Consider the following 13,190-nt stretch of genomic DNA (forward strand, 5'->3'; position numbering starts at 1 on the left):
GATATTTTTTAAGCCCGGAGGCTTTTGATATCTGCTCTCGAGTGCCCACACAGATTGTCTGATAAATTGTTAAAGAGCGGTGCAGTCAGCGGCTGAGCCTGCTGCTGCGAGGTGGCGTATGTTACGCTACTCTCTGTGTCAGTCAAGCGTTTATTTTCGCTTTAACCGGCGGTGATTTTCATCACCTCAACACCACATTTCGTAAGCCGTTGTGCCGTGTCGATGGAGGCGCATTATAGGGAGTCGTTCAGAGAGCGCAAGAGGCTTTTTTAAAGTTTTGTGTCGTTCGTCTGAATATTGTGCAAAGCGCGCGTTTTTAGCGCTTTTCAATTGCCTGAGGCAGGTCGGCGAGGCTATCCAGCACCCAGTCAGCGGCTGCTTCCCCTTCCGCTGTCACCGCTTTACCGCTGCGCACCAGCACCGTAGTGCCTACGCCCGCCGCTTTGCCCGCCAGCATATCTTCCGTTTTATCGCCCACCATATAAGAAGCCGCCATATCGATATCGAGATGCTTCTGCGCCGAGAGCAGCATGCCGGGCTGAGGCTTACGGCAGTCGCACTGCTGGCGATACTCCTCAACAGCCGCGTCCGGCAAATGGGGACAGAAATAGATGCCGTCGAGATCGACGTCGCGGTCCGCCAGCGACCAGTCCATCCACTCGGTCAGCTGCATAAACTGATCTTCGGTGAACATACCGCGGGCAATGCCGGACTGATTGGTAATCACCACCAGCGCGAATCCCATCTTCTTCAACGCCTGCAGCGCCTCGATAGTGCCGTCGATAAACTGGAAGTTGTCGATTTCATGGACATAGCCGTGATCGACATTCAAGGTGCCGTCACGATCAAGAAAAACAGCCGGGACTTTATTCGCCACTGAGAAACTCCTGCTACTAAAGATGCTACTAAAATTGCCGCCTAGTATTGCATGATTGCAATAAAAGAGAGAATGGCAGTTTAGATGACTTTGATTGATTTAGACGTCTGGATGCCTTAACATCCGCTCAGCTTTCGCACTCTGGTTCGGCGCGAAGGGTTCCACACCACGGACAACGTAAGACGATAATAAATAACCTAATGATTAAACTCGAAAATATTACCAAAGTGTTCCAGCAAGGCTCACGTACTATTCAGGCGCTCTCCGACGTTAGCCTGCACGTGCCGGCGGGACAGATCTATGGCGTGATTGGCTCGTCTGGCGCAGGTAAAAGCACGCTAATCCGCTGCGTTAACCTGCTGGAACGCCCGACCTCAGGCCGCGTGCTGGTCGACGGCCACGACCTGACCGCGCTGAGCGAGCGTCAGCTGACGCAGGCGCGCCGTCAAATCGGCATGATTTTCCAGCACTTCAACTTAATGAACTCGCGCACCGTTTTCGGCAACGTGGCGCTGCCGCTGGAGCTGGGCAGCCTGTCGCGCGACGAGATCAAGCAGCGCGTCACCGAATTACTGGAGCTGGTCGGCCTGGCTGATAAGCATGACGCCTGGCCCGCCAACCTCTCCGGCGGACAGAAGCAGCGCGTCGCCATCGCCCGCGCGCTGGCCAGCAACCCGAAAGTGCTGCTGTGCGACGAAGCCACCAGCGCGCTCGACCCGGCTACCACCCGCTCTATCCTTGAGCTGCTGAAAGATATCAACCGTCGTCTCGGCCTCACCATTCTGCTGATCACCCATGAGATGGACGTGGTAAAGCGCATTTGCGATCAGGTCGCGGTGATTAGCAACGGCGAACTGATCGAGAAAGACAGCGTCAGCGAAGTCTTCTCTCATCCGAAAACGCCGCTGGCGCAGCAGTTTATTCAGTCGACGCTGCACCTCGATATCCCGGAAGATTATCAGCAGCGCCTGTCGCCGCAGCCCGCCGCCGAGCGCGTGCCGCTGCTGCGTCTCGAGTTCACCGGCAAATCCGTTGACGCGCCGCTGCTTTCGGAAGCCGCGCGCCGCTTTAACGTTAATAACAACATTATCAGCGCGCAGATGGATTACGCCGGCGGCGTGAAGTTCGGCATTATGCTGGCAGAAATGGACGGCGCGGAAAGCGACGCCAAAGCCGCTATCGCGTGGCTGCAGGAAAATCATGTAAAAGTAGAGGTACTGGGTTATGTCTGAGGCGATGATGGCTTTACTGGCGCGCGGCGTCTGGGAAACGCTGATGATGACCTTTGTCTCCGGCTTCTTTGGCTTTGTGCTGGGCCTGCCGGTCGGCGTGTTGCTCTACGTCACCCGTCCGGGACAGATCCGCGAGAACAGAACGCTCTATCGCGTGCTCTCCGCGCTGGTCAATATTTTCCGCTCTATTCCCTTCATTATCCTGCTGGTGTGGATGATCCCCTTTACCCGCGCTATCGTCGGCACCTCTATCGGCCTGCAGGCGGCTATCGTGCCGCTGACCGTCGGCGCCGCGCCGTTTATCGCGCGTATGGTGGAGAATGCGCTGCTTGAGCTGCCAACCGGCCTGATTGAAGCGTCGCGCGCCATGGGCGCCACGCCGCTGCAGATCGTGCGCAAGGTACTGCTGCCGGAGGCGCTGCCGGGCCTGGTCAACGCCGCGACCATCACGCTGATTACCCTGGTGGGCTACTCCGCTATGGGCGGCGCCGTCGGCGCGGGCGGACTGGGACAGATTGGCTATCAGTACGGCTATATCGGCTATAACGCCACGGTAATGAATACGGTGCTCGTGTTACTGGTGGTTCTGGTGTATTTAATTCAGTTTTGTGGCGACCGCATCGTACGTGGCGTGTCCCATAAATAAGTCAGCAATATCATTACGTCTCCATTAAGGAAGAGATATGACTTTTACATTCAAAAAGATTGCCGCTGTGGGTGCCCTGCTTGGCGTGATTGCGCTGGCGGGATGCGATCAAAAAGCCAAAGATCCAAACCACATTAAAGTGGGCGTGATTGTCGGCGCGGAACAGCAGGTTGCTGAAGCAGCGCAGAAAGTGGCGAAGGATAAATATGGCCTCGACGTTGAGCTGGTAACCTTCAACGACTACGTGCTGCCGAACGAAGCGCTGAGCAAAGGCGATATCGACGCCAACGCCTTCCAGCACAAACCTTACCTGGATCAGCAGATCAAAGATCGCGGCTACAAGCTGGTGCCGGTCGGCAACTCCTTTGTTTATCCGATCGCGGGCTACTCGAAAAAAATCAAATCGCTGGACGAGCTGCAGAACGGCGCGCAGGTCGCTATCCCTAACGATCCGACCAACCTCGGCCGTTCGCTGCTGCTGCTGCAGAAAGTGGGCCTGATCAAGCTGAAGGATGGCGTTGGCCTGCTGCCGACCTCGCTGGATATCGTTGAGAACCCGAAAAACCTGAAGATCGTCGAGCTGGAAGCGCCGCAGCTGCCGCGCTCGCTGGATGACCAGCAGATCGCGCTGGCGGTGATTAACACCACCTACGCCAGCCAGATCGGCCTGACGCCAGCCAAAGACGGTATCTTCGTCGAAGACAAAGACTCACCCTACGTGAACCTGATCGTCAGCCGCGAAGATAACAAAGACGCGGAAAACGTGAAGAAATTCGTGCAGGCCTATCAGTCTGACGAAGTGGCAGAAGCCGCGAACAAGATCTTCAACGGCGGCGCAGTCAAAGGCTGGTAATCCCTTTCCCAATGGTTCCAGTCAGGGCGGCGCTTAGCCGCCCTTTCTTTTGCGCCGCACCCGGCGCGACTTGTTATTTCCCCTTGTCCTTGTTTCAATAACGCCACTTTTTACAACCTTGAGGATGTTGCCATGCGTTTATTACCGCTCTGCTTGTTGGCATTGATGCTGACCGGGTGCGTTCACGAATATCACCCTATAAGCAGCGGACCCGTTCATTCGCAGCCATCCCGCGAGCCGGCGCGTAAGCCGACGCCGCGTCCCGCACCGGTCAAAGTCTACACCGACGCCGCCGATCTGGTCAGCAAGCCGTTCCGCGACCTGGGCGAAGTCGCCGGCGACGACTGCCAGAGCAGCCGTCAGGATTCGCCGCCCAACCTCGCCACCGCGCGCAAGCGCTTGCAGGTAAAAGCCTCTTACCTGAAAGCCAACGCCGTTTTGCTGCACAAGTGTGAAATCGTCAGCAGCACGCCGGGCTGCTATCGTCAGGCGATCTGTCAGGGATCGGCGTTGAAAGTGAATCAATGAGCGCCTTCGCCTTCGAGCAGATCGGCGTGATCCGTTCGCCGTGGAGAGAGAAATTCGCCGTTCCGCGTCAGCCTGGCCTGGTGCCGGACGGTCAGGGCGAACTGCATCTGACGGCGCCCTATAATCAGCCGGAGGCGGTGCGCGGGCTGGAGAGCTTCAGCCATCTGTGGGTGCTGTTCGTGTTTCATCAGACTATGGCGGGCGGCTGGCGTCCCACGGTGCGGCCGCCGCGCCTGGGCGGCAATGCGCGCATGGGCGTGTTCGCCACCCGTTCGACCTTTCGCCCGAATCCTATCGGCATGTCGCTGGTCGAGCTGAAGGGCATCCGCTGCGAGAAAAATCAGGTGATCCTGCAGCTCGGCAGTCTGGATCTGGTCGACGGCACGCCGGTGGTCGATATTAAGCCCTATCTCCCCTTTGCCGAGGCGCTGCCGCAGGCGCGCGCCGGGTTCGCGCAGAAGGCGCCCGCCGCCGATATGCCGGTGCGCTTCTCGCCGCAGGCTGAGCAGCAGCTAGCGCAGCAGCAGCCGCGCTATCCCCATCTGGCGCGGTTTATTCGCGACGTGCTGGCGCAGGATCCGCGTCCCGCCTACCGCAAAGGCGACGCGCAGGCGCGGGAATATGCCGTCTGGCTGCTCGATTTTAATGTGCGTTGGCGCGTGGATGACACCGGCACTGAGGTCATCGCGCTCGACCCGCGTGAAAACGCGCTTTTGGGCCCGTGATCTCGCTGGTACACTAGCCGCCAACTCATTTTTGTCAGTGACTTTCCGTTTAACTGGAATCTTAATCAATGCGTACTACTCAATATTTGCTCTCTACTCTGAAGGAGACGCCCTCCGACGCGGAAGTGATCAGCCACCAGCTGATGCTGCGCGCCGGGATGATCCGCAAACTGGCTTCAGGTCTCTATACCTGGCTGCCGACCGGTTTACGCGTGCTGAAAAAAGTCGAAAACATCGTGCGCGAAGAGATGAACAACGCGGGCGCGATTGAGATCTCCATGCCGGTGGTTCAGCCTGCCGATCTGTGGCAGGAGAGCGGTCGCTGGGAACAGTATGGCCCGGAGCTGCTGCGCATCGCCGATCGCCACGAGCGCCCTTTCGTGCTCGGCCCGACGCATGAAGAAGTGGTGACCGATCTGATCCGCAACGAGCTGAGTTCTTACAAGCAGCTGCCGCTGAACCTCTATCAGATCCAGACCAAATTCCGCGATGAAGTGCGCCCGCGTTTCGGCGTAATGCGTTCGCGCGAGTTCATCATGAAGGACGCCTACTCCTTCCACACCACGCAGGAATCGCTGCAGGAAACCTACGACGCGATGTATCGCGCCTACAGCAACAGCTTTAGCCGCATGGGCCTCGACTTCCGCGCGGTGCAGGCGGATACCGGCTCTATCGGCGGCAGCGCGTCGCACGAATTCCAGGTGCTGGCGCAGAGCGGCGAAGATGACGTGATCTTCTCGACCGAATCGGACTACGCCGCCAACATCGAAATGGCCGAAGCGGTGGCGCCGGCCGGCGATCGCCCGCAGCCGACCCAGGCGATGACGCAGATCGACACGCCGAACGCCAAAACCATTGCCGATCTGGTCGAGCAGTTCCAGCTGCCGATTGAGAAAACCGTGAAGACGCTGATGGTGAAAGCCAGCGAAGAGAGCGGCCATACGCTGGTGGCGCTGCTGGTGCGCGGCGATCATGAGCTGAACGAAATCAAAGCGGAAAAGCTCGACGTCGTCGCCTCGCCGCTGGTGTTCGCCACCGAGGAAGAGATCCGCGCTCACGTGGGCGCAGGCCCAGGCTCGCTCGGTCCGGTCGGTCTGGCGATGCCGATTATTGCCGATCGCAGCGTCGACAAGATGAGCGACTTCAGCGCGGGCGCCAACGTCGACGGCAAGCACTTTGTCGGCATTAACTGGGAACGCGATCTGCCGCAGGCGATCGTTGCCGATATCCGCAACGTGGTGGAAGGCGATCCGAGCCCGGATGGCAAAGGCACGCTGCAGATCAAACGCGGTATTGAAGTCGGCCATATTTTCCAGCTCGGCACCAAATACTCTGAAGCGATGAAAGCGGCGGTTCAGGGCGAAGATGGCCGCAACCAGGTGATGACCATGGGCTGCTACGGCATCGGCATCACGCGCGTGGTGGCAGCGGCGATTGAGCAGAACCACGACGATCGCGGCATTATCTGGCCGGCGGCGCTGGCGCCGTTCGAAGTGGCGATCCTGCCAATGAACATGCACAAATCTTTCCGCGTGAAAGAGCTGGCGGAAGAGCTTTACACCACCCTGCGCGCGAAAGGCGTCGAGGTGATCCTCGACGATCGTAAAGAGCGTCCGGGCGTGATGTTCGCCGATATGGAGCTGATTGGCGTGCCGCACACTATCGTCATCGGCGACCGCAATCTCGATAACGAAGAGATTGAGTACAAGGCGCGCCGCGCCGGCGAGAAAGAGATGATCAAGCAAGGCGAGATCGTCGACTTCCTGCTGAAGGCCCTCAACAAGTAATGCCCCTCTCGCCCCCGCTTGCGGGGGCGTTTTTTTACACCACTTTTCCCCGTAGCGATTTTGTCGAGCTGCGCCGCGCTTTCCCCTCCAGCCGCCGCTCTTTCGAGGCGCGCGTCGGCCGCGTGGCGCGACGGGCCTTCTCCACGCGGGTCAGCTCCTGAATCAGATTCACCAGCCGCTGCACCGCCGCCTCGCGGTTCATCTCCTGGCTGCGATACTCCTGCGCTTTAATAATCACCATGCCTTCCGGGGTGATCAGATGATGCTTTGCCGCCAGCATGCGCTGCTTGTGAAACGGCGGCAGCGACGAGGTGGCGATATCGAAACGCAGATGAATGGCGGTGCTGGTTTTATTAACGTGCTGGCCGCCGGCGCCCTGGGCGCGAATGGCGCTCAGCTCAACCTCGCTCTCTGGCAGTTCGATCGTGCGTGAAACCTTAATCATTTGTCACCTGATACCCTGATGCGTTGTTTAACCCGTTCATCGACTTAACCTTTTGTGCTTGCGTTTCCTGCTGCTTAACCAGCGTATTCTGTCACTTTAGCCGCTTTCGACCACGCGATCCTGCTTTGCCGTGGCTGAAATCCTGGAAATGCCTGTGATATAGTCCTCCTGGCAACCAGAGTATTCTTGCTCTGCTGAGGAGGTGAACGTGCAAAAATATTGTGAATTGGTTCGTCGCAAGTATGCCGAGATCGGCAGCGGCGAACTGGGATATGTGCCCGACGCGATCGGCTGCGTTTTACAGGCACTCGATGATATTGCCGCTAATTCTGCGCTAAACTCTTCTGTCAGGGAACAGGCAGCCTATGCCGCTGCAAACTTACTGGTGAGCGACTATGTTGACGAATGAAGCCTACAGACCCATCAACTGTGATGACTATGACAACCTCGAACTCGCCTGCACCAGACACTGGACGCTTGAGCTGACCTTGAAAAACGGCGAGGCGCTGAAAGCGAAAGCCATCGACATGGTTTCACGCAAAAACGTGGAATACCTGACGATTGATCTCTCTGGTGAAACGCGCGAGCTACGCCTCGATCACATCGCCAGCTTCAGCCATCCTGAGCTGGGCACCGTTGTCGTCAGCGAAGAGTAACGACAACGCCTCGGGCGGGATTTTTCCCGCCCCCTTCTTTTCCCTTTACGGCTTTAGCGACCCATAATAAGCCGACACATCCGCCATATCCTCATCGCTTAATCCCGCCACAAACGCCTTCATCACCTCCGCCTGTCCGCCGCTGCGCTCGCCTTTTTTGTACGCCTGCAGCGCATGGTTCAGGTAGGCGGCGTTCTGTCCCGCCAGGTTGGGATAGAGCGGCACGCTGCTTTTTCCCTGCGCGCCGTGACAGGCGGTGCAGGCGGCGGACTTCTGCGCGCCCGCGTTGATATCGCCGTCGGCCAGCGCCGGCAGCGCCGCCGCCAGCAACAGCATGGGCAGAACTCTCTTCATTTTGCTCTCCAGCATTATCGTTATTTTTGCCAGATCGCCTGCCAGCCGTGTTCGTCAACGGCGGCGCCCTGCCGGGTAATGAACAGGCCAGGCGCGCAGACAAGCGTCTGATTGTAATAGATCAGCGGAATACGTTCGCGCTGCCACGGCGGGATCGCCAGTTCCTGCCACACTTTTTTTATCTCCCGTCCGCCGGCGCGACCGGCCAGATGCACCTCGCCCTGCGCATGAAAACGCACGCTGACCTCTTCATCCGCATCGGGCTGACGCAGCGCCGACGGCGCGCGGTGCGCCAGCAGCACGCCGAGCTGCTGCGGCAGCAGCAGCGGCTCGCGCCGGTCGGGCCAGGGCAGCAGCCGATCCTTTAGCGCAGCGCAGCGCGGCACCCAGTAGAGCCGATCGCGGTAGCGGCGCGCCTCCGCCTCGCCAAAGCGTAAGCGCGGCTGCGCGTCCTCGCGGCTCAGCATCACCTCCTGGCGCAGGCGCTGCAGCGCGGCGCGCGATACCATCGGCGCGCCCTGGCGGGCGATCCAGCGCCGCAGCAGCGCGTTGGCGCGCGTCTCGCTCATCGTTAAAAGCGGCGGAAAATGCAGGCTGCCGTCCGCCTGCGTCAGCGCGGCCAGCTGCTCCGCCAGCAGCTCGTCCAGCAGCTGCTCCTGCTCGCCACACAGCGCCGCGCTGCGCGCGCAGGCCTCGGCGAAATGCGGCCAGCGCGCCTGCAGCTCAGGCAGCAGGCGCTGGCGCAAAAAATTGCGGTCGTAGCGCGCGTCCTGGTTGCTTTCGTCTTCGATCCAGCGCAGCTGATGCTGCCGCGCATAGGCTTCCAGCTGCTGGCGCGACTGGCCGAGCAGCGGGCGCAGCAGCACGCGGCCATAGCGCGTATGGCGCAGCGGCATCGCCGCCAGCCCGGCTGGCCCGCTGCCGCGCTTCAGCGCCAGCAGCAGCGTTTCGCACTGGTCGTCGAGGTGCTGCGCGGTCAGCAGCAGCTCGTCAGGCTGCATCGCCGCCGTCAGCGCCTGGTAGCGCGCCGCGCGCGCCGCGCCCTCGACGCCCTGCTCACGCGCGTCGACCTGCACGCGCAGCACCTCGCAGCGCAGCTGCCAGTCGGCGCACAGCGCCATGCAGTGCGCCGCCCAGCTATCGGCGTTGGGGCTTAATCCATGATGAACATGCAGCGCGCGCAGGCGCGTTTGCGGGTGCGCCTGCTGCCAGCGCAGCAACTGATGCAGCAATACGGTGGAATCGAGGCCGCCGCTGAACGCCACCACCAGCGCGGCATCGGCGGGCAACAGCGAGGCGAGACAGGATAAAGACATGACGCGTTCCAGATTCAGGGCCGCCGGATGCGGCCCCTGCGCGCGCTATTTTACGCCTGATAAAGCTCCAGCGGCAAACCATCTGGATCGGCAAAGAAGGTGCACTGCTTGCCGGTCAGATCGTCGATGCGGATCGGCTCGCACACCACCCCTTTTTCCGCCAGCGTGGCGACCGCCGCCGCGACGTCCGGCACGGTAAAGGCGAGATGGCGCAGGCCGCAGGCTTCAGGATGACTGACGCGCGCCGGCGGCGAAGGAAAAGAGAACAGCTCGATGGTGTACTGGCCGTTCAGCGCCAGGTCGCCTTTCCACGAATCGCGCGCCTCGCGGTAAACCTCGCTCATCAGGCTAAAGCCGAGCACGTCGCAGTAAAAGGCCTTACTGCGCGCATAATCGGTGGCGATAATGGCGATGTGGTGGACAGAAGATAACTGCAGCATAACGACTCCATGACGGTTTTTTGCTTATCCTGAAGCGTGCGGCAGCGGCTTGCAATGCGCAATTGTCTGAAGCCGCTGCCTTTTCCCCTATTTCAGCACGCGCACGCGATAGTCGCCCTCTTCCGTCAGCGTCGCGCCGTGAATATCGGTCTCAAAGCCGGGATAGTGGCGTCCGATGGTGCAGAGCATCAGCAGGAAGTCGAGCACCGCGCGGCTCTCTTCGGTGATCATCTCGCCCGGCATCACCAGCGGCACCCCAGGCGGATAAGGCAGGATCATATTGGCGGAGACGCGGCCTACCAGCTGCTTGAGATCCACGGTTTCCACCTTGCCCTGCACCTGCTGCTGAAACGCCTGATGCGGCGTCATCTTCATCTCCGGCAGCACGTCGAACGCCTTCAGCATCAGGCGTGGCAGATCGTGCTGGCGGATCAGCTGGTGGATCCCCTGCGCCAGCGTCTGGATGCGCATATTGCGGTAGAAGTCGGGATCTTCGGCGTAGAGATCCGGCAGCATATTCTTGACCCGCAGGTTGAGATCGTAGGCGCGCTTGAACTCGGTCAGGCCGCGCAGCACGCTCATCGCCCGCGTCTTGTCGATGCCGATGCTGAACAGAAACAGCAGGTTGTAGGGGCCGGTTTTCTCTACCACGATGCCGCGCTCATCGAGGAATTTTGCCACCAGCGCCGCCGGGATCCCTTCATCCGCCATCTCGCCCAGCTCGCTCATGCCCGGCGTCAGGATGGTCACCTTGATCGGATCAAGGTACATATGATCGGCGTCCGCCTGGGTAAAGCCGTGCCACGCTTCGTCGCCCGGCTGGATCGGCCAGCACGCCGCTTCGTCGACGTGCTCCGGCTGCCAGATATCGAAGAACCAGCTGTCGGACTCCTCGCGCAGCCGCTGGATCTCGCGGCGAAAATGCAGCGCGCGCTCGACGGAGCGGTTGATCAGCCGCCTGCCGGGATTGCCGCGCAGCATCGCCGCCGCGGTTTCAATCGACGACACAATCGCGTAGTTGGGCGAGGTGGTGGTGTGCATCATGTAGGCTTCATTGAAGGTGTGCTCGTCGTAGTCGCCTTTGATATGGATCAGCGAGGCCTGCGAGAAGGCCGCCAGCAGCTTGTGGGTCGACTGGGTTTCATAGATCACCTTGCCGGGCGTGCGCTCGCCGCTCATGCCGCTTTTGCCGGCATAGATGGGATGGAAGTTGGTATAGGGCACCCAGGCGGAGTCGAAATGGATCGACGGCACCTCCAGCGTCTGCTTGATGTACTGCGTGTTGTAGAGCAGGCCGTCGTAGGTGGAGTTGGTGATCACCGCGTGCACCGGCCAGCTGGCGCGCGGCGTCGCCGCCACTTTTTGCTCAATGCTGGCGCGGGTAAACTCCCGCTTCGGAATGCCGCCGAGAATGCCCAGCGCGTTGCGCGTCGGCTTCAGCCAGATCGGCACGATATCGCTCATCATCAGCAGATGGGTCAGCGACTTGTGGCAGTTGCGGTCGATCAATACCGTGCTGCCCGTCGGCGCGGCGTACATGCCGACGATTTTATTCGAGGTCGAGGTGCCGTTGGTCACCATGTAGCTCTGCTCGGCGCCAAAGGTGCGCGCCACGTACTCTTCCGCCTCCAGATGCGGACCGGTGTGATCGAGCAGCGACCCCAGCTCGGTGACCGAGATAGAGATATCCGCCTTCAGGGTGTTGGCGCCGAAAAAGTCGTAGAACAGCGTGCCGACCGGGCTTTTTTGAAAGGCGGTGCCGCCCATGTGGCCCGGCGTGCAGAAGGTATATTTCCCCTCTTTCACATAGGTAAACAGCGCCTTGGTCAGCGGCGGCGTAATGTGATCGATGTAGTCGTCGGTGTACTGGCGGATATGCAGCGCGATATCGTCCGCGGCGTTCAGCGCATATTCAAAGAAGTGCAGCGCCATGCGCATCTCGTTGATGCTGACGTCCATCTGCGAATGGGTGTTGATAAAGGCATAGAGCGGCAGGTATTCGTTGAGCTGGTTGATGTCGGCGCACAGCGCCGGACTGTTGTGCGCGTCCCAGTCGAAGATCACGCCGCAGACGCGCGGGTTGTGCTCTATCAGCTTCAGCAGGTCGTCGATATTTTTGGGGTAAACCGGGTGAAAGCCCTGCTGCGTCAGCGCCGTCTCCAGCTCGCGCAGCGGTTCGTCTTTATAGAAAACGCCGTGTGAGCCCATGATCGCCAGAATATTCAATGCGCACCTCCCTTTTAATGTGCACTGCTAAGCATAGCGAAGAGTGGCGGTCGGCTGCTGTCGGAATGCTCCTCTCCTTTGCCAGACGGCCGCGTGCGGGCATAAAAAAAGCGGACCGGAGTCCGCTTTCTCAGGCTACTGCGCGATTACGCGTAGCCGTAGCTCATCAGACGCTGATAGCGACGGTCGAGCAGCTCTTCGGTGCTCAGGGTGTCGAGATCGGCGAGATCCGCCAGCAGCTGGTTTTTCAGCGCCAGCGCCATATCCACCGGCTGACGATGCGCGCCGCCCAGCGGCTCCGGAATGATGGAGTCGATCAGCTTCAGCTCTTTCAAACGGTTAGCCGTGATGCCCATCGCTTCTGCCGCCAGCGGGGCTTTATCCGCGCTTTTCCACAGAATCGAGGCGCAGCCTTCCGGCGAGATCACCGAGTAGGTGCTGTACTGCAGCATATTCACTTTGTCGCCGACGCCGATCGCCAGCGCGCCGCCTGAGCCGCCTTCGCCGATCACGGTGCAGATCACCGGGATTTTCAGGCCGGACATTTCACGCAGGTTGCGGGCGATCGCTTCCGACTGGCCGCGCTCTTCCGCGCCAACGCCCGGATAGGCGCCCGGCGTGTCGATAAAGGTGATCAGCGGCATTTTAAAGCGCTCGGCCATCTCCATCAGACGCAGCGCTTTACGGTAGCCTTCCGGCGCCGGCATGCCGAAGTTGCGGCGGATTTTCTCTTTGGTTTCGCGACCTTTTTGATGACCAATGACCATCACCGGGCGGCCGTCGAGACGGGCGATGCCGCCGACGATCGCTTTGTCGTCGGCGTAGGCGCGGTCGCCAGCCAGCTCGTCAAAGTCGTCAAAAGCGTTGCGAAGATAGTCCAGCGTATAAGGACGCAGCGGATGGCGCGCCAGCTGCGCGACCTGCCATGCGCCTAAATCGGCGAAGATTTTGCGGGTCAGCTCGACGCTTTTCTCGCGCAGACGCTGCACTTCTTCGTCCAGATTAATGTGTTTATCATCCTGACGACCAATCGACGTGAGCGAATCAATTTTCGCTTCAAGTTCGGCGATTGGCTGTTCAAAATCCAGGTAATTAAGACTCATAA

Annotated in this window: 15 protein-coding genes; 8 read left to right on the plus strand and 7 right to left on the minus strand. The window is 59.9% G+C overall.

What is annotated here, in order from left to right; all coding sequences use genetic code 11:
• Positions 1-316: 316 nt before the first annotated feature.
• Entirely contained in the window at positions 317-877 is a 561-nt protein-coding gene (gmhB, locus tag B2J69_RS08820; protein WP_081138379.1) for a D-glycero-beta-D-manno-heptose 1,7-bisphosphate 7-phosphatase, read from the minus strand.
• 200 nt (positions 878-1,077) lie between these two features.
• On the opposite strand from gmhB, the gene metN reads away from it, so the two are divergent.
• The 6 genes from metN (at position 1,078) to proS (ending at position 6,648) form a co-directional block, all read left to right on the plus strand.
• Entirely contained in the window at positions 1,078-2,109 is a 1,032-nt protein-coding gene (metN, locus tag B2J69_RS08825; RefSeq protein WP_081138381.1) for a methionine ABC transporter ATP-binding protein MetN, read from the plus strand.
• A complete protein-coding gene (locus B2J69_RS08830) occupies positions 2,102-2,755 on the plus strand; it encodes a methionine ABC transporter permease MetI (protein WP_081138383.1) in 654 nt (217 codons plus the stop codon). Before metN ends, B2J69_RS08830 begins: the two co-directional genes overlap by 8 nt.
• A gap of 37 nt (positions 2,756-2,792) precedes the next feature.
• Positions 2,793-3,608: a MetQ/NlpA family lipoprotein gene (locus B2J69_RS08835; protein ID WP_081138385.1), complete on the plus strand. Its 816-nt coding sequence runs from the start codon at positions 2,793-2,795 to the stop codon at positions 3,606-3,608.
• Positions 3,609-3,740: 132 nt separating this feature from the next.
• Entirely contained in the window at positions 3,741-4,136 is a 396-nt protein-coding gene (gene rcsF, locus B2J69_RS08840; protein ID WP_081138387.1) for an Rcs stress response system protein RcsF, read from the plus strand.
• A complete protein-coding gene (tsaA, locus tag B2J69_RS08845) occupies positions 4,133-4,861 on the plus strand; it encodes a tRNA (N6-threonylcarbamoyladenosine(37)-N6)-methyltransferase TrmO (RefSeq protein ID WP_081138389.1) in 729 nt (242 codons plus the stop codon). Before rcsF ends, tsaA begins: the two co-directional genes overlap by 4 nt.
• Before the next feature lie 68 nt (positions 4,862-4,929).
• A complete protein-coding gene (gene proS, locus B2J69_RS08850; RefSeq protein WP_081138391.1) occupies positions 4,930-6,648 on the plus strand; it encodes a proline--tRNA ligase in 1,719 nt (572 codons plus the stop codon).
• A gap of 34 nt (positions 6,649-6,682) precedes the next feature.
• Here proS and arfB read toward each other — a convergent pair whose 3' ends face one another.
• Positions 6,683-7,093 carry an alternative ribosome rescue aminoacyl-tRNA hydrolase ArfB gene (gene arfB / locus B2J69_RS08855; RefSeq protein WP_081138393.1) on the minus strand — a complete coding sequence of 137 codons (411 nt, stop codon included), beginning with the start codon at positions 7,091-7,093 and terminating at the stop codon, positions 6,683-6,685.
• Between the two features lie 208 nt (positions 7,094-7,301).
• Here arfB and B2J69_RS08860 point away from each other — a divergent pair, with 208 nt between their 5' ends.
• Together B2J69_RS08860 and rof are read left to right on the plus strand one after the other, a co-directional pair.
• Positions 7,302-7,502, plus strand: a complete 201-nt coding sequence (locus B2J69_RS08860) for a YaeP family protein (RefSeq protein ID WP_081138395.1) — start codon at positions 7,302-7,304, stop codon at positions 7,500-7,502.
• Entirely contained in the window at positions 7,489-7,749 is a 261-nt protein-coding gene (gene rof / locus B2J69_RS08865; RefSeq protein WP_081138397.1) for a Rho-binding antiterminator, read from the plus strand. Before B2J69_RS08860 ends, rof begins: the two co-directional genes overlap by 14 nt.
• 45 nt (positions 7,750-7,794) lie before the next feature.
• On the opposite strand, the gene B2J69_RS08870 is transcribed toward rof, so the two are convergent.
• The 5 genes from B2J69_RS08870 to accA form a co-directional block, all read right to left on the minus strand.
• Positions 7,795-8,103 (minus strand): c-type cytochrome, encoded by a 309-nt coding sequence (locus B2J69_RS08870; RefSeq protein WP_081138767.1) that lies wholly within the window; start codon positions 8,101-8,103, stop codon positions 7,795-7,797.
• A gap of 20 nt (positions 8,104-8,123) precedes the next feature.
• The gene (gene tilS, locus B2J69_RS08875; RefSeq protein WP_081138399.1) at positions 8,124-9,419 is read right to left on the minus strand and encodes a tRNA lysidine(34) synthetase TilS; all 1,296 of its coding nucleotides are present in this window, start codon (positions 9,417-9,419) and stop codon (positions 8,124-8,126) included.
• A gap of 50 nt (positions 9,420-9,469) precedes the next feature.
• Positions 9,470-9,859, minus strand: coding sequence for a VOC family protein (locus B2J69_RS08880; protein ID WP_081138401.1), 390 nt, complete (start codon positions 9,857-9,859; stop codon positions 9,470-9,472).
• Positions 9,860-9,946: 87 nt separating this feature from the next.
• Positions 9,947-12,085 carry a lysine decarboxylase LdcC gene (locus B2J69_RS08885; RefSeq protein ID WP_081138403.1) on the minus strand — a complete coding sequence of 713 codons (2,139 nt, stop codon included), beginning with the start codon at positions 12,083-12,085 and terminating at the stop codon, positions 9,947-9,949.
• A gap of 146 nt (positions 12,086-12,231) precedes the next feature.
• The gene (accA, locus tag B2J69_RS08890) at positions 12,232-13,188 is read right to left on the minus strand and encodes an acetyl-CoA carboxylase carboxyl transferase subunit alpha (protein ID WP_081138405.1); all 957 of its coding nucleotides are present in this window, start codon (positions 13,186-13,188) and stop codon (positions 12,232-12,234) included.
• Positions 13,189-13,190 lie beyond the last annotated feature (2 nt).

Origin of the sequence: Pantoea latae (assembly GCF_002077695.1) — a bacterium.
Lineage (GTDB): Bacteria > Pseudomonadota > Gammaproteobacteria > Enterobacterales > Enterobacteriaceae > Pantoea > Pantoea latae.